Genomic DNA, 18,838 nt, shown 5'->3' with positions numbered 1-18,838 from the left:
ACTTATTTACTGCTAGCTTGTCTATTGGAGTAGCTGGGGGATTCCCCTTTACATCTTTGACTCTAATAAGTGTTGTTTCAGGACTGTAGCGAACAGAACATGGCAAAACAGATCATACATCTGCTGATATTTATCGCGCTTGTTGGGCAGAGCTTGCTGTCTCCAGCGATGGCCATGCCGGAGTTTCTCCACTCAATTAGTCATAAAGTCGCTGAACAACCTGTAGTGACATCTCAGAAACATCAGACTGCGACCGAAGCTGGTGATATCAGAGCCTTAATTTTTACTGATGGCCAAATTGTACACTGCGATCAGCCTTGTATGATTTTAGCGAGTGGCCACTGTGTAACACACTGCACTTTACTAACAGGAATAGTTATTCACTCACCGTTAATTTTAATTCGATCAACATCCTCTGAGCCTGTGCCTAACCGTTTATGGTCTATTCAGACTGCAGAGTCTACTCCAGATTATCGCCCTCCAATCGCTTAACTTTATTTTCAGTTCAGACGAGATGACTATTTTCATGTTGATAAATAGCGAAAATCTCTAAAGCGTTCAAATTTAGCAATTGAGCATAAATGTATCAATTTGCATAAAATGTAATTCATTTGTTCACTGGTGATGTAATTTAAACTAGAGTGTTGTTACACACTTGTGGTCAAAAAGATTGGAGTTCTATATGAAGTTGTTAACCAGCGTGGCCTTATCTGCAGTATTTGTGTTCTCTTCAGCATCGGTTGTCGCCGATATTCCTGATTTCTCTAAAACCTCAGCAGCTAAATCAAGCTATGATTTTTCAAAGAATAAACCTATATCAGGCAATCATTTACAGCAGTCATCGACTCGTCATGATTTCTCAAAAACTGTTGCAGCAGATAAAGATTATCAGTTCTCAAAAAATGAGATCCCAGCAGTTAAGGTGAGTGTTGCGCCTTCAACCCAGCATGATTTCTCAACGACGACAGCACTCAAGCAGAGCTGAAAGTCACTGGACTGTATTCTTGTGCAATAAAGAGTAGACAGATAAAGAGTAGACAGATAAAGAATAGTAAAAGCGTTTGAAGTAAAGGCCCTGGACTAAGGCGAGCAGTCTGGTCTAGGGGCTTTCTTTTTTGAAAGATTCGCTTCTATTTTCTACTTAAAACTTAAAACTTAAAACTTAAAACTTAAAACTTAAAACTTAAAACTTAAAACTTATAGCTTATAGCTTCTCATTTTTCTGCTCTCTCTTATCGATGGCATTCCCCTGTCGATAGGCATCAAATACGCCTATAGCCCAGCCTAGGATAAACACCCAAGTCGCCAAAGTAACATATTGCCCATTTGCGGGCTGCTCAGTGATTAGCTTAGTGATAACGCTAATGTCGAGCGGTACTGCACCGGATAAGATCTGCTCAGAGATCTCTTTCGCCCGCTCAACGGCTTGATAAAGCAGGTATACCAAACCAGTCAAACTACAGGCTGAGATCAAGGTTGCGGTATTGTACTTTTTTAAATAAAAGTGTCCTGCACCTGGGCAGACAAAAGCTGAAAGTAAGCTTGCTGTAATTGCCTTATTCATTGTCCATCCTTTTACCTAGCACTGTTTATTAATACGGTTTGGGCTCAACTGTGGGGTCATTCTAAATCAATTCTACGTATTGCTAGTGTTAAAAAAGCCAGCTTGTCGATGAATTTTTGTTTAGTTTGAGCTTGCTTCGCTGTAGTCGCTCCGCTTGAGCGTATTGCATTAAGCTGACTCTGTACGCCGGCTTGCTCCTGAACGAGCCAGCCTCTAATCATCACATAATAGCGTGAGTCGGTGCCGTATAGGCTTATAGTTTCAAGCGAGCTGGCTTCATTAGGTTTACTGAGTGCTAATGAGATTGCCTCAACCATGACGCCTACTTGATAGGTTTGTGAAGCCTGATCATGCTCTGTATTTGTTGGAGTGACATTGTTTTGTTGGGCACAGGCGGTGAGTAAAAGTGCACTGAATAGAATGATGTTGATGCGCAGTTTCATAGCGATCCCCCATTTAAAATACTGAACTGCAGCATATCAGGGGAGTTTAGTGATTAATAGGTTAAGCCCGACCCTTGATGGGGCCGGGATTGCCGGGAAGCAAATATATTATGAGCTAATTCAATCTGTGGATACTTTACCTCCTTGCCGTTTCTACCAAACAGTCTATTTCTGTTTAGGGTAAGGAATGCGGAAAGCGAGTGCATAGGTGACTGGCAGCACAATGAGTGTCAGCACCGAGGCAAAGCCTAAGCCGAATATGATGGTGATGGCCATTGACCCGAAAAAGGCATCAGACAGTAAGGGCACCATACCTAACATGGTCGTAATCGCAGCCATTAATACTGGCCTAACACGACTCACCGAAGAGTCAACCACAGCCTGATAAGCTTCTTTCCCGCCACTTAGTTCTAGATTTATCTGATCGACTAGCACGATACCATTTTTGATAATCATACCTGTCAGACTTAACAGGCCAAGCAGTGCCATAAAGCTAAAGGGGGCATCGAATATTAATAAACCTGACACCACACCGATTAACGCTAAGGGCACGGTAAACCAGATAACTAATGGCTGACGTACTGAGTTAAATAGCAGCACTGTGATCAGGAACATCGCCAGATAGCCCATAGGAATTGAGCTAAACACAGATACCTGAGCTTCGCCTGCTGTTTCAAATTCGCCGCCCCATTCGAGCTGATAACCACTTGGTAGGGCAATGGCTTCAATATCTGCCCTGACTTTTCTAAATACAGAGTCCGCAGTCTCATCGGTACCGTTGATAGGATCGGCGTACACAGCTAGCATACGTTTTCTGTCACGGCGCATAATAAGCGGGTTTTCCCACTCGGTAGTAAATTCAGACACCACTTGAGTTGCAGGCACAAAGACATTGTTCTCTGAGCTCCATACTTGTAGCTTCCAAAGGCTGTCAGCATCGAGACGCTCCTCTGCTGGCGCTCTAGCTATGATAGGCATCAGGTGGCTATTCTCTCTGTAGACGCCAACCTGCTTACCGCTGAAGTTAACCAGTAGCGAGTTATCGAGATCTTGTTTACTGATCCCGGTTTCTCGTGCCTGAGCCAGAGCCAGTTGAGGACGTATCATAGTTACTTGATTACGCCAGCTGTGTCTCACTCCAACAGCGGTGGGTTCTGCATCTAATACTGCCTTGGCTTGAGTCGCTAGCTGACGTAGTACTTTAGGATCTTCGCCATAAAAACGGGCTTCAATCTTAGCTGCTGGGCTTGGGCCATTTTCCATATACTTAAAACGGTACTCAGCTTCTGGATACTTAAGGCTTAACTCCTTTTCCAGTGTGCGCATATATTGGTTCAGACTGGTGAGATCTGTCATCTCGATAAGTAGCTGGCCATAAGCGTTATAGCCTTTCTCTGGTGCATAGGAGAGTACAAATCGTTGAGCGCCCTGACCAACGACACTAGTCAGATTGACTAAGCCGATATCATGGTTCTCCTGCTGCTGCATCAAGTCCTTCTCTATGCGTCCGAGTAAGTGCTCAGTAGCTTTGATATCTGTACCTTCAGGCATCCACACATCGACGAAAAACATCGGTGTGTTTGAAGCCGGAAAGAAAACGTTTTTCACATGGCCAAAGCCCATCACTGAGGCCACTAAAGCTGCAATGACAGTTAATATCGTTAAGGCACGAAAACGCATCGCAAAATTCAAGCTGCTGCGATAGATCTGAAATACCCAACCTTTATAAGGGTCGTCGTTGTCATCACCACTAACTTCGCCATCTTTGAACATCAAGTGACAGAAGAAAGGGGTCAAGGTCATGGCTGTGATCCAGCTGATAAACAGGGAGATCAATAGCACTTGGAACAGCGATGCACAGAACTCACCCGTTGCCGTATCAGATAAACCGATTGGGGCAAAGGCAAGAATAGCGATAATAGTGGCACCAAGTAGTGGCCATTGGCTTTGAGTGACGACCTGTTTAGCGGTTTCTAAGCGGCTATGGCCACGTTTAATGCCTATGAGTATGCCTTCGGTGACAACGATTGCGTTATCAACCAACATACCTAATGCGATGATCAGGGCGCCAAGGGAGATGATCTGTAACTCGATATTAAGCACATTCATCATGATAAAGGTGCCTAAAATGGTCAGTAGCAGGACTAGCCCCATTAACAGGCCAGCCCGTACGCCCATAAAGATCAGTAGCACGCCAATAACGATGGCAATAGACTCAGCGAGGTTGACTAAGAAGCCTGTAACAGTCTGGTCAACCATTTTACTCTGGTCATAGACGGTCACTAGCTCAAGGCCTATAGGGCGTTGGTTATCAAGCTCTGCCAGTCTTTGATTAATGGCTTCACCAACATCGACCACGTTAACGCCGCTTGAGAATGCGATACCCACTGATAGAGCACTCTCGCCGTTACCGTGATAGATCTCTGTTGGTGTTTCGTCATCATCTTTATAGACTTTGGCAATATCGCCAAGATAAACCAATTTGGTACTGCCTGGCGCGCTGATTAGTAGGCGCTCCATCTGATCAACTTGATTAAACTCACCGGTTGGGTGAATACGAATACGGTTATCACCGACGCGAATGCTACCCGCGTTAGAAACGACATTTTGGCTGTTGATTAAGCCGTAGATATAGTCTTGATCCAGCCCTAAAGCATTGAGTTTCTGCTGGGAGATCTCTACCACGACTTGCTGGGTAATTTTACCAGCAATATTGACCTTTTTAACGCCATCAACCAATACCAGCTCTCGTCTAAGAAAGTCAGCATAATTTTGCAGTTCACGACTAGTGTAACCATCGCCTGTAATATTGAGAAGAACACCATAAACATCACCGAAATCATCGATAACTGATGGCGTGGCCACTCCAGGGGGGAGCTCATTGATCTTATCATTCACCTTACGGCGTAGCTCATCCCAAACCTGTGGGAGTTCATCTGCGCCATAATGATCTTCAACTTCTATCTCTATCTGAGATAGCCCAGCGCTATTGACTGAAGTGATATGTTTAACGGCATCGAGTTGTTGTATAGCATCTTCAAGGGGAAGGGTGACCTCCTCTTCAACCTGTTCTGGTGAAGCGCCAGGGTAAGCGGTAACAACAAGTGCTTGCTTGAGGGTAAACTCGGGAAACTCAAGTTGGCCTAAACCAAGGAATGAGATACTGCCCCCCACGAGCAGTAATAGGGCGAACATCCAGCTAACAACTTTATGTTCGATTGAGTATTGAGCGAAATTCACAGATCAGATCCTTGCAGACGAAAGCTAAAATTAATTCTGGTAGATTCAGGCGTTATACGCCACGTTGCCAGCGAAGCGGTTTAACTTGTTGCTCATCTGATAAATACTGTACGCCTGCGACAACTAGCTGATCGCCTAGGCTTAATCCATCAACAATCTCCACGCCATCAGTTGTGATGCGACCTAAAGTAACGATTTGAGCTGTCACATTGCCAGTGTCTGCATGATAGAGCCAGATGATGTTCTCACCATCAAGATCGCGTTTCATCACTGCACTGGTGGGGATAACGGTTTTACTTTCTTCGTTGCCCAATGACAGGTCTAAGGTTAACTCGGCGCTCATGCCTGGTAGTACGTTAATCTGTGTGGGTCTAGGTAGCGTGTAAACAACTTCATAGCTTTGAGTGCCAGGCGTGACTTGGGTTGCATACTCTTTAAGGGTAACTCGATAGTTATTTACAGGCTGGTTGCTGAAGCTGACTCTAGGCTGAAACTTAGCGTTAGGGTTAAATGTAATCGCTCGGTTGGCCATAGATTCAGGCACCTGAATGACCACATCGATATCAGCATCTTTCTGTAACACTAATACTGGTTGATTGGCTTGGAGCATCTGAAAATTATCGATTGAAATCTTTGCAACTGTGCCATCATATGGCGCTATTAAGCTAGTGTACCCTAGTTGATCGCGAGCATTGGACAAGGCTGCAGTAGCTGATTTTAGCTGGGCTTTAGCTAAGTCGTAATCGGCAGGTGAGATTAACTGGCGGCGCAGTAATTCACCCTTACGTTTAAAGTCGGCAGCTGCAAGCTCATGATCGGCTTCACGGTTAAGTAAGGTGTTGCGGGCATCTCTGTCATCTAACTGCGCCAACACTTCGCCTTTTTTAACGTGTACGCCTTCGACTAACGTAAAATCGATAAGCTGCCCAGAGACTCTGAAGCCTAGCTCAGCTTGCTTAGTGGCGGCTATTTTTGCAGGAAAAACACGAATTGAACTCGCATTAATATCAGTGACCTCTAACAATTTCACCGGTCTTATAGGCGTAGGAGCAATTTCAGTAGACTCTACGCTACAACCAGCTAACCAGGCTGTAGATATTAAAAGGATGAGTATTTTTGATAGATGCTTCATAAAGCGAGTTCCATATTTGCGACAAGTTGTATCATTGATGGCTAAGATAACAGTCTCTACTAATTTACAAAACGGGAATGATCGGAATCATCAGTTCCATTTTTTGAGACTATTTATGGTTGATTGTTATCACAAAGCGTGTGCATGATCTGATTTGTTATAAAATGCTCGAGCTTTTAGTCAATAACTCAGGCGCATCTCTGAGGTTATTTTTGCTGTTTTGAGTGTTTTTTTGAGAGCGGTATTAAGCGTTTTATTAAAATTTGAGAGTGAGTGATGAAAACTGAAGATATCTCCCTGTTCCACCGTATCGTCGAAACTGGCAGTCTCGTTGATGCAGCCGACCTGCTTAACCTGCCTAAATCGACAGTGAGCCGTCGGTTACAGATCTTAGAAGATGATCTTAACGTAAAGCTGTTTCATCGCCAGAGCCGCTCCATGACATTAACCGCATCAGGTAGCCATTTTTACGATAAAACCTTGTCTATTCTCGGCGAGCTTGAGCAAACGATGACTGAGCTCACCGATAGCGAAGCAGAAATTGGTGGCCATCTGCGGATTCTGATCTTTCCTGTGCCTGAAGTTTTGGATATCGCCAATGCCATCTTCGACTTTATGGATCATAACCCTGAGCTCACCGTCGAGCTGATCGTCAGTACCGAGCCTCAAGATATGATCCGTAATAATATCGATCTGGCCTTCATGGTTGAGGACTCATTTAATGAAAATGAGATGGTGGCACGCGAGGTGCTCAATGAAGAGCTGCATTTCGTTGCTAGCCCAGATTATCTAGCAAAGGCGGGAACACCTGTGCTCCCCGAAGAGCTTGAGAAGCATAATTCAATTCTATTTCGCTACCCTAATGGACGGATCTTTAATGAGGTGCCATTTGGTAATGATATGAAAATAGCGGTAACAGGTAACTTATGTCTCAATAGTATTCAGCTCTGTTTAGAAGCGAGCCTAGCGGGACGTGGTATTGCCTTTCTGCCGATTGAGGTCACCCGTGAATTTGTAGAGCGGGGTGAGCTCACTATGCTGTATGAAGATGTAGAGCCATACCTGGGTAAGTGTTATCTGGTGTATCCGTCAAGGCGCTTTATTAGCCTCGCGAGCCAACGATTTATTGACCATATGATGGCGGCGCTAGAGCGTTGTAACTCAGGCCAGGCTTGTGGCCGCGAGGAAAGACTCCGTGGTTCTATCAAATCTTGGGTATAGCGTTAGTTATGAGTTGTAGGCTCTAAGCAGTAAGTAAAGCGAGAGCCCGGAGATCTATCTGGGCTCTGCTGTTTTTATCCTTTAAACTCTAGTCTTTAAGCTTTAGCCTTTAAGCTTTCCGCTTTCTTCGACCAGCCTTGAGTTATAACGTCTTCCTCAGATTCATTACCTATCTCTGTGTTTATTTGTTAGTCTAATTGCGTAAAATGACAGCGCTGTCACTACCGTCAAAGTTCTAGTATTGTTAGGGCTATCTGGCAAAAGTGGGGCGTCGCGATTCCTGTTGTTAAAAACGAAAGCTTTAGCGAGAGTCACAACAGGAAGCTAAATCTAAGTTAAAGCATATTATTGATACAGATAGGGATATGGATCATGAGGCTAATAAGCGCTAAAACAAAGTTTAAAACTAATACAATGACTTATCGAGTATTAAAGTCATGGTTACCGCTATTCTTCGCAGTCATTGGGAGTGTATTACTTGTGTCAGCTTGTGGCGGGAGTGACTCGACGGCTCAATCGTCCGATAATAGCGCGCCTATCGACTCTGGTCACTCTGCTGACGAGCAGATTTCACGTGCAAATTTAGCGATCAATGGTATTGAGTATCAGCCGATCTTGGATGAACTGGCTCTACCAACCTACTGGCTTGCAGCGAGTGAGCCAAGTGAAGAGATACTATCAGCATTGAAAGCCCAGTTAACTGGGCTTTCAGAACTATTTTCGAGTCAATTCTCTGTTGAAGATTTCGCATTATCCATCAGTCTCGATCCGTTGCAAACGCAAGCGATAGTCATAGATTATTCAAGTTCACAGATAGGTATGAGTCGAGTGCAGCTAACCTTATCTGCAATGCCTGACACGGATAAGCTAACTCAACCTTTGGCAACAGCAATCTATTTAAGCTTAAGACAAGCGCATCAAGTTCAAGGTGATTTGCTAGAAAAACTGGTAAGTCATGGTTTAGCGCTGCAGTTTATAGCAACACAAGTTAAGCCTGATCACTTGTATCAAGCGACACAAATCTCAACTTCTGAGCTGGCTGATGCACTTACCTTAACCAAAGCCGCGATTGATGCTGGCGGTACAGTCGCAGATTGGTTCAATCCACAAGATAGCGGGCTTAATGTTTTAGGCTCAGATTTTAAAGATAATGGAGCGGCGTGGAAGCTGGGCCATTACCTTGCAGCAGAGCATTTTGCTAGATATCCAGGTAGCGATGCCAGTAATGCCTTCGCAGTCGATGCAAACCTCTTTAAAGTGAGTCTAGACTCATCAATAGCAGTGAGTCATAAGGCCGAGCAATATGTCAGAACGGATGATGTTAACCAACAAGTTGCTGTCAGCGAATTAACAAGGCAAGCGAGTGACTTTATTGGCGCCTATTTTCTAGAGGGCTGGAACCAAGAGAAGCTTATTGCTTTAACGTTCGATGATGGCCCTTCACCTTATACGACCCAAATTTTAGACCGGTTAGCGGAGCATCAAGTTCCGGCAAGTTTCTTCTGGACGGGGGAAAACATGAAATCTAATCAAGCTATTATGGCTAGAGCCTTGGCGGAGGGGCATACTTTGGCCAATCATAGCTGGAGCCATCCCTATGGGCGCTCACTCACTAATGAAGTGTTATGGCAACAACAAGTGCTTAAAACCAATGCACTGTTTCAAAGTTCAGTTGGCATAACGCCACGTTTCTATCGACCGCCATTTGGTGAGATCACCGACGAGCAGATCGCTTTTTTAGATGAAAAAGGCATGAAAGTGATCTTATGGTCGGTAGATACGCGAGACTGGAACTCGCCCACAGTCACCACAGAAAATATCAGTGATGTGATGATTAACAATCTGCATCCTGAAGTGATTAACTTGATGCACGATGCGGGTGGTAATAGACAAAATACCGTCGATGCACTGCCTACCGTTATCGAGTACTACCGCAGTCAGGGCTACCGCTTTGTGAATCTCGAACAGATGCTTGGGATCAGTGATAAGAGGTAGATTCTTTTTGAGGGCTGGAGGGTTTGAGGTAAGGGCTTGAGGCCTGGATAAGCATCCTAGTGTCTCTAGCCCTCATACTGATATTTTATGCAGCCTGAAAGTGCCAAACTAAGGCGGTTTTTTACTTTAAGCTTAACCCGTTTGGAATGGCTGAAAGTTATAGAAACTCTATAGAGTCGAGGAAAGCCATAGCGGTATTTTCCTCTTGTGTATCACTGTAGCTGGCCATAAATACTAATAGATGCTCACCGACAATAAATACCTGTTGGATTAGAGTAACTTCAGTTTCTTGGGCCTGCATTTTTACTTTCATCTGATAGCCACGCTTGCCATTTTGATCGATAAAGCCACGTTCTTGGTCTACGGCAAAGTTACTGCCAGCAATATTGCCGTAGATAGCGCTCAATTGATTAAATTTTTCGTATTCATCGGGAATAAACTCAATGTCAGACTCTTCGAAGTTCTCCATGGTTGAGCTTACAGACATTGCTACCATAACAATCTGTTTCTCTTTGCTTTTGGGAGCAATAATTGATTCGATGTCAGAAGTCGTATCCGTGTCGCGGCTAACCTGAGAGCCTTTGAGCATTTCAACTTTGACGGGGACTGATGACAGGTGGTATCCCGTGAGCGGGAGTGCGGCGAACCATTGTTGATAAACAAAGGTGATGATTACAGCTATAACTGTGATTTTAAAGATATTATACATATTTACCCTTACATTCCATGTATGTGACTAGCAGGTCCTTCCGGCATTATATTACTGTTTTGGCTTTATACCAATCAGTATTCGATACAGTGGTTGTCACTGTCCCTACCAGGTTGCCTTATAGCTTCTTAGATATGCTCTTGAACGTAAAATGTACCACTTCTTTAATCAGCTTTAATCCGGCGCCACTATGATCCCCAGTGGTGCTAGCAGTTGCTCCTGCTGCCACTGGCTTATCATCACCCCTTCAAGCTTAACGTTTCTCGGGTCGAGCCCTTCGAGTTCAACTCGGCACAAGTTGCAGCCTTCAAGCTCGAAACTGCCCCACTGAGACTGAGAAAATTCACCGCCACTCAGATCAGACCCTTTCATCGAAGCACCCAGTAAGTTTGCGCCGCGCCAGCGATTGTCCATCAACTCGCACTTTTCTAGTTTGGCGGATTCAAGGTTGACGTAGGAGAGGTTTGATTCCGTAATATAAGCGCTGCAGAAAAAAGTCTTGTGAGTGATGTGATTGGCGAACGATGCACGAGAAAAGTCAGCGCCTTGCAGGTTACACTCACGCAGCTCAATGCCAAAACAGCGAGAGCCAGTGAATATTGCCATGCTCAGGTTACAGTGCTTAAAGCTAGCGCTAATCAGAGTGGCATAGCTAAAGTTACAGCCCTCGCTTTCACCTGATTCGATAAAGCGGCAGTTGATAAAGCTGGCATCGGTCAGGTCTGCGCGGCCAAAGTCACAACGGGTAAATTCGCAGCGTTCGAATATAACCTCTTGCAGGTCTTCGCCGCTGAAACTCGTTTCATAATAACTTTTGTCTGTGAACCTCTCTGGCTGCATATCTATTCCTTAGCTTGCTGGTTTCTTTAGGTGCTCTTTTTTAGGTGATCCGGTTCTGAGATCTTTTTGGCCAAAATATAGCAGGCTATACCCATCACAGTATTGGTAATTGGTAGCGCCATCATCAAGCCTTTTACACCACCTAAATATGAGCCAAGCGCTGCCAGCGGCAACATAATTAAGAACAGGCGACATACGTTGAGCACTAAAGAGCTCATGGGTCTGTGATAGGCATTCAGCGACGTGGCAATGAGTATCACTATGCCCAATGGCCCATAGGCGGCAGGCAGGGCAATAATGTAGAAGGTTAACCACTCAATAACCTGAGGGTCGCTGCTAAAAAGCTGCGCAAGAGGTGCGGCTAATAAAAATAGCGGCAGATAAAGTAGCGTCTGAAACACCAAAACAAATTTGAGCGACAACAGCAGGGCATCACGGGCTCGCGCTGTTTGTCCAGCCCCTAAATTCTGGGCAATAAAGGGCACTAAGCTTGATGATAGTGCCATGACTACGATAAGCAGCACCGACTCAATACGTGTACCCGCACCGAAGGCGGCGACCGCACTATGATCGATGCGCGCCAGCATAGCCATTATCATGGCGTTGGCTAACGGGTTCAGCAGGTTCATTAAGGCCGCAGGTTGGGCAATATGAGCGAGTTGTTTCCAGTTACACTTGAGTCGCTCGATATTAAACTCGGCAAACTCCACTAAGTGACGCTTAAAGATCAGCAGGTAGCTCGACAGAGACAGGGCGACAATCCAGGAGATCACCGTCGCTATCGCCGCACCTTGTATTTCAAGCCGCGGAAAGGGGCCAATACCAAAGATAAGCAGCGGATCGAGTATCAGATTAATTAACGCCGCTAACATCATTATCTTAGCTGGAGAGCGGGTATCACCCGTAGCCCTAAGCCCTTGGTTACCAACCATCATCAGTACTAACAGAGGTGCGCCAAGATACCAGATAAACATGTAATCACGGATCAGTGGCAGGCTAGAGTCATTAGCTCCAAGCAGGCTAAATAGCGGGTTGATACACAAGCTGCCAAGCAGGGAAACAAAGGCGATAAGCAAAAAGGTCAACAGTAATGAGTCATGCAGAAACACCTTGGCCTTGGGGGCATGACCACCGCCTATCAAGCGACCAAGATTAGTAGATACCCCAGCGCCGATACCTATGGCAATGCTAGAGATGACTAAGGTTACCGGAAAGGTAAAGCTGATCGCAGCTAAGGATTCTGTCCCTAACTGACTGATAAAAAAAGTGTCGACGAGGCTGAACCCAAGAATGGTTAAAATACCAATCAGGTTTGGGAGGCTCATATTTAGCAGTACACGACCAATTGGCTGTGTTAGCAGCCCGTGTCTGTCTTTCATGGAGAAGTCTTGCCTAATCTACTGAGGGAGCGCAATTCTATCAGGATTGCTTGCTCATTTATAAAGACCAGTTAAAAAAAGTGAGATATTTTTTGTAAAGGCCTTGGATCTGTTCGTCTTGACCCCCATATCTCAAACATCTAACGGCATTAGTCTGTTAAAGGTTGCAGTGGTCAACTTATTAACACCGCCGAATAAATTGATAATCAGCCAACACAGTGTTGGGTAAAAAAATCATTAGGAGCATACATGAATATTCGTCCATTACATGACCGCGTTATCGTTAAACGTTCTGAAGTTGAATCAAAGTCAGCGGGTGGCATCGTGCTAACCGGTAGTGCAGCTGAGCAGTCAACTCGCGGTGAAGTACTTGCAGTAGGCAATGGCCGTATTCTTGAAAATGGTTCTGTTCAGCCACTTGACGTAAAAGTTGGCGACACAGTGATCTTCAACGAAGGTTACGGCGTGAAGAAAGAAAAAATTGATGGTGAAGAAGTTCTGATCCTTTCAGAGTCGGATCTAATGGCTGTAGTGAGCTAAATCACTTCGTTTAGATATTTTCCAATGTGTGATGGCCTCGAATTAGGCCACAGACAATTTAAAAAGAATTTAAAGGACACTTAAAGATGGCAGCTAAAGAAGTATTATTTGGTAACGATGCACGTGTAAAAATGCTTGCAGGCGTTAACGTTCTAGCAAACGCAGTTCGCGTTACTTTAGGCCCAAAAGGTCGTAACGTTGTACTAGACAAGAGCTTCGGTGCTCCACTAATCACTAAAGATGGTGTGTCTGTTGCTAAAGAGATTGAACTTGAAGATAAGTTCGAAAACATGGGCGCACAGATGGTTAAAGAAGTTGCTTCTAAAGCCAATGATGCTGCCGGTGACGGTACTACAACTGCAACAGTACTTGCTCAGTCAATTGTTACTGAAGGTCTAAAGGCCGTTGCTGCTGGCATGAACCCAATGGATCTTAAGCGCGGTATCGACAAAGCCGTTATTGCTGCTGTTGCCGAGCTTAAAAACCTATCTCAAGAGTGTGCAGACACTAATGCTATCGCTCAGGTTGGTACTATCTCTGCGAACTCTGATGAGACAATCGGTGAAATCATCGCAACTGCGATGGAGCGTGTAGGTAAAGAAGGCGTTATCACTGTTGAAGAAGGTCAGGCACTAGAGAACGAGCTAGACGTTGTTGAAGGTATGCAGTTCGACCGTGGTTACCTATCTCCATACTTCATCAACAAGCCAGAGACTGGTAGCGTTGAGCTAGAAAGCCCGTTCATCCTGCTTGTTGATAAGAAAGTATCAAACATCCGTGAACTACTCCCTATCCTTGAAGGTCTAGCTAAAACGGGTAAGCCACTGCTTATCGTTGCTGAAGACGTTGAAGGTGAAGCGCTAGCAACACTTGTTGTCAACAACATGCGTGGCATCGTTAAAGTTGCAGCAGTTAAGGCGCCAGGTTTTGGTGACCGTCGTAAAGCTATGCTACAAGATATCGCCATCCTAACCGGCGGTACTGTTATTGCTGAAGAGATTGGTCTTGAGCTTGAAAAAGCGACCCTAGAAGACCTAGGTACTGCTAAGCGCGTTATCATCACTAAAGATGACACCACTATCATCGACGGTACTGGTGAGCAAGAGCAGATCTCAGCTCGCGTTTCACAGATTAAGATCCAAGCTGAAGAATCAACGTCAGATTACGACAAAGAAAAGCTTCAAGAGCGTATGGCTAAACTTGCTGGCGGCGTAGCTGTTATCAAGGTTGGTGCAGCGACTGAAGTTGAAATGAAAGAGAAGAAAGCACGCGTAGAAGATGCTCTACACGCGACTCGCGCTGCGGTTGAAGAGGGTGTAGTTGCTGGTGGTGGTGTTGCACTGGTACGTGTTGCTAGCAAGATTGGTGATGTTGAAGTTATCAACGAAGACCAGAAGCACGGTGTGGTTATCGCACTACGCGCTATGGAAGCACCACTACGTCAAATCGCGACTAACGCTGGTGAAGAAGGTTCAGTTGTTGCTAACAACGTTAAGAACGGTTCAGGTAACTACGGTTACAACGCGGGTAACGACACTTACGGTGACATGCTAGAGATGGGTATCCTTGACCCAACTAAAGTAACCCGTAGCGCACTACAGTTCGCAGCATCTATTGCTGGCCTAATGATCACTACCGAAGCTATGGTTGGTGAGATTCCACAAGATGCAGCAGCTGGTGGCATGCCTGATATGGGTGGTATGGGCGGTATGGGTGGAATGGGCGGCATGATGTAATTTTTGCTGGTCTAAATTGATTCTTACTGCGTTGCCATTCGCTCGCGTAAGAAAGACTACGCGTCGCTCAAGGCGCCTTGTCATAATCAATCTATCCTGCGCAAAAACGTCTGTTGGTCTATAGCTCAAAAGCTTAGAACTAAAGATGAAAGCCGATACTTTTAGAGTATCGGTTTTTTTATGTCTGGAGTTTGAAGAGGTGCTAACTAAATAGGTGCTAGTGCAATGTTGTGAACACCGTCATTCCGGCAATGCTTGTGGGCCGGAATCTAGTGGCTTTTCTGCTAATGGGCTCTGTTCCCTTTATCATATCCGTTTAAGAAGCTAAACGTCGTGGCAAGAAGCCTTGCTCTAAATCGATTTTTCCTGCGTTAGTTACTTTTGCTGGTCTTAGCCTAGAAGCTTAAACCCTAAAAGATTTAAAGCCTCGATACCTTACGGTATCGGGGCTTTTTCTTTACCGTCATTCCGGTGATGCTCTTAGCCGGAATCTAGCTTTTAGTTAAATTTACTCTGATCCCATTTATTATATCTTTAACAGATATTATCGGCGCCTTTCCCTGTTGTGACTCTTTTCCCAGTGCAAGCCGTAATGAATAAAGCCATCCCACCGATGGCTAAAGTGCCATCTAGTGCTACAGATATAGGTGATAGTGCCGTTCTATATGCTTGTCCTGCAGTAGATATTTCTTCATAAATACTGACCGAGTAGGCTTTATTGAAACTAAAGGTATTATTGACGGATTCACTTGGAAGGTACCTTACTCCTGAAATATTGCCTTGAAAAACAAATTTATCACCAAGTTTTTTATGCTCTTTTACCTTAAAATCATTGGCATTAAGCCACTCTTTAGTTGCTTCTGAGGGGATAGCATTAAAGGTGAGGGAATATGTCCCCTTGATATTGTCATTAGCCTCTACTTTAAAATAATCAAAGTGACCTTGGATGTTCGGTTTATAGCTTGATTTTAAAATGTTGACGAGCGTTTCTGACGGCTTGATAACGTAGTGGTACTTCTCTCCGATGATGACTAGGTTCTTGTTATCTTCACTAATTAAAAAACTAGCGAATGACTCATCATAGCTAGACTCTCGCCATAAGGCTTCTGTAAACACGCATGAAGTCGTTAGAAGTGAAAAAAATACAGAAATGAAAAGTTTTATGGGTTTAGCAGTCATTCTTAGTTCCTTTAATGTCGTAAAGCCGAGTAATAAATGGCGTCAGAGTAAACTTTTACTCCGACCCTTTTTAATATTAATTACACCATTGCCTTTCACATGGGATGCCGTCGCTATCGCCATCCATTTTGGTGCCGGGGCAGTTTCTCTGGTAGTACTTTGCTTCGGCGCATGAGCGCATTTGGCTGCAGTGTTGCTTCCCGGCTTCACAGCGAAATGTCTCATTGGGCTGCTCCCACTTTATTGGTTCTGCAGCTAGTTGCTGCAGGGGAGGCTCGTTACTGATTTCCACTTGTGTGTTTGATTGTGCTGTTAGCGCTTCGAATCTTTGAAAGCCGAAGATACCTAGTACAAGAATGACAAGTAGCGGTATAAGCATGACACTGGATGATTTGGATTGGCGACTGTGTCTGTTGTGACTCTTCTTATTATGATTAGTGGTTGCATCCCGTTTAGAGGTTGATGCGATAACAGCAACACCCTCAATATTGGCTTTGATAGCTTTACTCTTGCCATCGCTCTGCAATTCTGAGAAATAGTTAACTTGGTCACCAACGACAGGCTTTCTTACCATCTGCTTTAATATTGAGATATGAATAAACACATCTTTGCCGTTAGCCGTTTCTGGTTTAATAAAGCCAAAGCCTTTTTCATCGTTCCAACGAACAATCTTGCCTCTTTCCATGCTTTTCAAGTTTTACTCCTTAGACTGTCTGTTGGCTTCAACCACAATCTTGGCAGTTCAACGTATAGGCCTCTCTGCGCTTCTGCACCTTAGTATTCTTGCTTTTGCTCTTTGTTTTGAGACGGTGGCAGCCCTGCTTCATCGGCGTGTTCTTTGTGCATATGTTGCATTTCACGTACTAATTCCTAGAAGAGAGTCAAACTTGCCATACATTGGGGTGTAATTGTTTGATTTTACGCAATGTTCGTAGCTTATCTTTTCTTTAGCAAGCAAATGAAGTTGGCAGAGTTAGCTTTCATTAAAAGCGAACTTTTAGTCTTTGATGACTAGCACTTGATGCTTTGTCGCTGCTTAGTTTTAAGAATCATCTATCAATCGCATCCATTCTACTGTGCTAGCTCTCAAGCGAAGGGAGAGCTAGAGCTTGATAATCATTGGACTCATAATATCTACAAGAAAAGTGTGAAAACTAGGCTGACTTAATTGACCAAGCTATTATTTCAAACTCCTCAATTTTATGAGAAAAAACCAGCATGAGGGAGGCGGTTCCATATTCGAATTGGCATACGCCCGACACGACAATGGGTCCATCCGTTTTTTGTTTATGGAGCTGGTTCATCTGTAGTTTGTTGCAACGCTCCATCTGTCCAAGAGGTTTAGCTTTTTCAAGCATACTGCGATAGTTTTGTTCGTTTGAAATGAGGTGTTTTGAATCTATGTGCTTCTCTAAAGCTTGGTATGACCAAGATCTTGAGAGGTCTGAGGTGAATTCGGCGGCGACTGGGGTCAAGGTGATAATGTCACTGACAGTTTCTTTAGTAGAACTATTATCATAAATACCATATATGATGGCGATGACGAGTATGGCTATGGTGAGGTTTTTCATTCAAGGTCCATTTGAATTATTTGATATCGAAGAAGTTTCTCATAAAAAGGCTCTCATAAAAAGGCTCTCATAAAAAGCCCCCCATAGACAGGCCTACATCCTTCAGTAAATAGAATTAATTAGTAGGCTTAACGTCTGCTACTACCTCAATTTATACTCAATTTACACTCAATTTCCCTATCTACTTAATGCTTCAGTTTAGGCTGTGTCCACTCCTCTTACCCTGTATAGAAATTGTGATATTAACTAACTATCAGTGAAAACGATCATCACTTTAAGAAGAACTAAATCTATAACTTGTTGATTTTGTGTGAGTATGAATTTGGCATAACTTTTGCTGTTAACGATGTGTTAAATATCGTTCGATAAATCTTAAGGGACAGCCAAGGGGATAGGCATGAGTGAAGCTGCAATAATCAAAACAATAGCGGTAGATGGGGAAAGTCAGAATGTAACGACTCAATCGGTGAGCCATTCAATGAGTGATTCTAGAAGCGGGAGCTGGCTGGGCCATAGTGCCAAACTATGGTTTGCAGTGACCGTTGTAGGGCAATGGATTTTCGCAGCCTATGTGGCCATGTTTTATGGTGGGGTTGCAATTTCTGGCGATCTGTCAGGATGGAACAAGGTGATGCCACACGGTTATGTTGCAGGCGACAGCATAGGAAACTTCGCTGTTGGTATGCATCTTTTATTGGCATTAGTGGTGCTTGTTGGTGGTCCACTACAGCTTATTCCTCAGATAAGATCTTATGCGCCTAAGTTGCACCGCGTAAATGGGCGGATCTATATTTTTACCGCTTTTATATTGAGTTTAGGCGGCCTATTTATGGTGTGGAGCCGTGGTGTTGCAGGCGGCGAAATCGGTAAGTACAGCATCAGTTTAAACGCTATTTTAATCATGATGTTTGCAGGTCTTGCGGTATACCATGCGATTAAGCGTGATATTAAAACCCATAGACGTTGGGCATTACGCTTGTTTATCGCTATGGGAGGGGTGTGGTTTTTCCGTATCGGGCTGATGTTGTGGTTGATGGTACACCAAGCGCCGGTAGGCTTTGATCCTAAAACATTCGAAGGCCCATTTTTAAGCTTCTTAGGCTTTGCTCAGTACCTGATCCCGCTGGCGGTCGCTCAAATGTACTTTGCTGCATCTGACAGTAAAAGCCCAAAGGTTAAGTTAGCGTTTTCTTTCAGTTTAGTGGTACTTACTCTCGCTATGGCTGGCGGGATATTCGCTGCTTCAATGGGAATGTGGTTACCAAGGATTTAATTTTTAAGCTATTTAA

General features: G+C 44.3%; 17 protein-coding genes. 7 read left to right on the top strand and 10 right to left on the bottom strand.

Annotated elements, in window-relative coordinates; all coding sequences use genetic code 11:
- The first annotated feature begins 99 nt into the window (after nt 1-99).
- Entirely contained in the window at nt 100-492 is a 393-nt protein-coding gene (locus tag BM736_RS11225; protein WP_076411999.1) for a hypothetical protein, read from the top strand.
- A gap of 190 nt (nt 493-682) precedes the next feature.
- Nucleotides 683-985, top strand: a complete 303-nt coding sequence (locus BM736_RS11220) for a hypothetical protein (RefSeq protein ID WP_076411996.1) — start codon at nt 683-685, stop codon at nt 983-985.
- Nucleotides 986-1,204: 219 nt separating this feature from the next.
- Here the strand turns inward: BM736_RS11220 and BM736_RS11215 are convergent, their stop codons facing one another.
- From BM736_RS11215 to BM736_RS11200, 4 genes are all read right to left on the bottom strand, one after another.
- Nucleotides 1,205-1,564: a DUF6677 family protein gene (locus BM736_RS11215; protein ID WP_076411993.1), complete on the bottom strand. Its 360-nt coding sequence runs from the start codon at nt 1,562-1,564 to the stop codon at nt 1,205-1,207.
- Between the two features lie 56 nt (nt 1,565-1,620).
- A complete protein-coding gene (locus BM736_RS11210) occupies nt 1,621-2,007 on the bottom strand; it encodes a hypothetical protein (protein WP_076411991.1) in 387 nt (128 codons plus the stop codon).
- A 165-nt stretch (nt 2,008-2,172) separates the two neighbouring features.
- Nucleotides 2,173-5,247 (bottom strand): efflux RND transporter permease subunit, encoded by a 3,075-nt coding sequence (locus BM736_RS11205; protein ID WP_076411989.1) that lies wholly within the window; start codon nt 5,245-5,247, stop codon nt 2,173-2,175.
- Nucleotides 5,248-5,299: 52 nt separating this feature from the next.
- Nucleotides 5,300-6,379, bottom strand: a complete 1,080-nt coding sequence (locus tag BM736_RS11200; RefSeq protein WP_076411986.1) for an efflux RND transporter periplasmic adaptor subunit — start codon at nt 6,377-6,379, stop codon at nt 5,300-5,302.
- 276 nt (nt 6,380-6,655) lie between these two features.
- Between BM736_RS11200 and BM736_RS11195 the strand changes: the two genes are divergently transcribed.
- Nucleotides 6,656-7,600, top strand: a complete 945-nt coding sequence (locus BM736_RS11195) for a LysR family transcriptional regulator (RefSeq protein WP_076411984.1) — start codon at nt 6,656-6,658, stop codon at nt 7,598-7,600.
- 372 nt (nt 7,601-7,972) lie between these two features.
- Entirely contained in the window at nt 7,973-9,595 is a 1,623-nt protein-coding gene (locus tag BM736_RS11190) for a polysaccharide deacetylase family protein (RefSeq protein WP_076411982.1), read from the top strand.
- A 157-nt stretch (nt 9,596-9,752) separates the two neighbouring features.
- On the opposite strand, the gene BM736_RS11185 is transcribed toward BM736_RS11190, so the two are convergent.
- From BM736_RS11185 to BM736_RS11175, 3 genes are all read right to left on the bottom strand, one after another.
- Nucleotides 9,753-10,304 (bottom strand): hypothetical protein, encoded by a 552-nt coding sequence (locus BM736_RS11185; protein ID WP_076411980.1) that lies wholly within the window; start codon nt 10,302-10,304, stop codon nt 9,753-9,755.
- 174 nt (nt 10,305-10,478) lie between these two features.
- Complete coding sequence (locus BM736_RS11180) at nt 10,479-11,144, bottom strand: Qnr family pentapeptide repeat protein (RefSeq protein ID WP_076411978.1); 666 nt, start codon at nt 11,142-11,144, stop codon at nt 10,479-10,481.
- A gap of 26 nt (nt 11,145-11,170) precedes the next feature.
- Entirely contained in the window at nt 11,171-12,523 is a 1,353-nt protein-coding gene (locus BM736_RS11175; RefSeq protein WP_076411976.1) for an MATE family efflux transporter, read from the bottom strand.
- A gap of 249 nt (nt 12,524-12,772) precedes the next feature.
- Between BM736_RS11175 and BM736_RS11170 the strand changes: the two genes are divergently transcribed.
- Both BM736_RS11170 and groL read left to right on the top strand, forming a co-directional pair.
- Complete coding sequence (locus BM736_RS11170) at nt 12,773-13,063, top strand: co-chaperone GroES (RefSeq protein WP_076411974.1); 291 nt, start codon at nt 12,773-12,775, stop codon at nt 13,061-13,063.
- Nucleotides 13,064-13,149: 86 nt separating this feature from the next.
- Nucleotides 13,150-14,799, top strand: a complete 1,650-nt coding sequence (groL, locus tag BM736_RS11165) for a chaperonin GroEL (RefSeq protein ID WP_076411971.1) — start codon at nt 13,150-13,152, stop codon at nt 14,797-14,799.
- Between the two features lie 534 nt (nt 14,800-15,333).
- On the opposite strand, the gene BM736_RS11160 is transcribed toward groL, so the two are convergent.
- The 3 genes from BM736_RS11160 to BM736_RS11150 all read right to left on the bottom strand — a co-directional run bounded on the left by BM736_RS11160 (nt 15,334) and on the right by BM736_RS11150 (nt 17,549).
- Nucleotides 15,334-15,978 carry a hypothetical protein gene (locus tag BM736_RS11160; protein WP_076411968.1) on the bottom strand — a complete coding sequence of 215 codons (645 nt, stop codon included), beginning with the start codon at nt 15,976-15,978 and terminating at the stop codon, nt 15,334-15,336.
- A gap of 76 nt (nt 15,979-16,054) precedes the next feature.
- Entirely contained in the window at nt 16,055-16,663 is a 609-nt protein-coding gene (locus tag BM736_RS11155; RefSeq protein WP_076411965.1) for an excalibur calcium-binding domain-containing protein, read from the bottom strand.
- Between the two features lie 469 nt (nt 16,664-17,132).
- Nucleotides 17,133-17,549 (bottom strand): hypothetical protein, encoded by a 417-nt coding sequence (locus tag BM736_RS11150; protein ID WP_076411963.1) that lies wholly within the window; start codon nt 17,547-17,549, stop codon nt 17,133-17,135.
- Nucleotides 17,550-17,946: 397 nt separating this feature from the next.
- On the opposite strand from BM736_RS11150, the gene BM736_RS11145 reads away from it, so the two are divergent.
- The gene (locus BM736_RS11145) at nt 17,947-18,822 is read left to right on the top strand and encodes a DUF2306 domain-containing protein (RefSeq protein ID WP_218638760.1); all 876 of its coding nucleotides are present in this window, start codon (nt 17,947-17,949) and stop codon (nt 18,820-18,822) included.
- Nucleotides 18,823-18,838: the final 16 nt, after the last annotated feature.

The organism is Shewanella sp. UCD-KL12 (assembly GCF_001957125.1).
GTDB lineage: Bacteria > Pseudomonadota > Gammaproteobacteria > Enterobacterales > Shewanellaceae > Shewanella.
This window is presented reverse-complemented; position numbering and strand designations above follow the sequence as displayed.

What these genes read in the sequence shown, in the direction of transcription:
- BM736_RS11225 (WP_076411999.1), top strand. Translation starts at nt 100, where the DNA reads ATGGCAAAACAGATCATACATCTGCTGATATTTATCGCGCTTGTTGGG.
- BM736_RS11220 (WP_076411996.1), top strand. Translation starts at nt 683, where the DNA reads ATGAAGTTGTTAACCAGCGTGGCCTTATCTGCAGTATTTGTGTTCTCT.
- BM736_RS11215 (WP_076411993.1), bottom strand. Translation starts at nt 1,564, where the DNA reads ATGAATAAGGCAATTACAGCAAGCTTACTTTCAGCTTTTGTCTGCCCA.
- BM736_RS11210 (WP_076411991.1), bottom strand. Translation starts at nt 2,007, where the DNA reads ATGAAACTGCGCATCAACATCATTCTATTCAGTGCACTTTTACTCACC.
- BM736_RS11200 (WP_076411986.1), bottom strand. Translation starts at nt 6,379, where the DNA reads ATGAAGCATCTATCAAAAATACTCATCCTTTTAATATCTACAGCCTGG.
- BM736_RS11195 (WP_076411984.1), top strand. Translation starts at nt 6,656, where the DNA reads ATGAAAACTGAAGATATCTCCCTGTTCCACCGTATCGTCGAAACTGGC.
- BM736_RS11190 (WP_076411982.1), top strand. Translation starts at nt 7,973, where the DNA reads ATGAGGCTAATAAGCGCTAAAACAAAGTTTAAAACTAATACAATGACT.
- BM736_RS11185 (WP_076411980.1), bottom strand. Translation starts at nt 10,304, where the DNA reads ATGTATAATATCTTTAAAATCACAGTTATAGCTGTAATCATCACCTTT.
- BM736_RS11180 (WP_076411978.1), bottom strand. Translation starts at nt 11,144, where the DNA reads ATGCAGCCAGAGAGGTTCACAGACAAAAGTTATTATGAAACGAGTTTC.
- BM736_RS11175 (WP_076411976.1), bottom strand. Translation starts at nt 12,523, where the DNA reads ATGAAAGACAGACACGGGCTGCTAACACAGCCAATTGGTCGTGTACTG.
- BM736_RS11170 (WP_076411974.1), top strand. Translation starts at nt 12,773, where the DNA reads ATGAATATTCGTCCATTACATGACCGCGTTATCGTTAAACGTTCTGAA.
- groL (WP_076411971.1), top strand. Translation starts at nt 13,150, where the DNA reads ATGGCAGCTAAAGAAGTATTATTTGGTAACGATGCACGTGTAAAAATG.
- BM736_RS11160 (WP_076411968.1), bottom strand. Translation starts at nt 15,978, where the DNA reads ATGACTGCTAAACCCATAAAACTTTTCATTTCTGTATTTTTTTCACTT.
- BM736_RS11155 (WP_076411965.1), bottom strand. Translation starts at nt 16,663, where the DNA reads ATGGAAAGAGGCAAGATTGTTCGTTGGAACGATGAAAAAGGCTTTGGC.
- BM736_RS11150 (WP_076411963.1), bottom strand. Translation starts at nt 17,549, where the DNA reads ATGAAAAACCTCACCATAGCCATACTCGTCATCGCCATCATATATGGT.
- BM736_RS11145 (WP_218638760.1), top strand. Translation starts at nt 17,947, where the DNA reads ATGAGTGAAGCTGCAATAATCAAAACAATAGCGGTAGATGGGGAAAGT.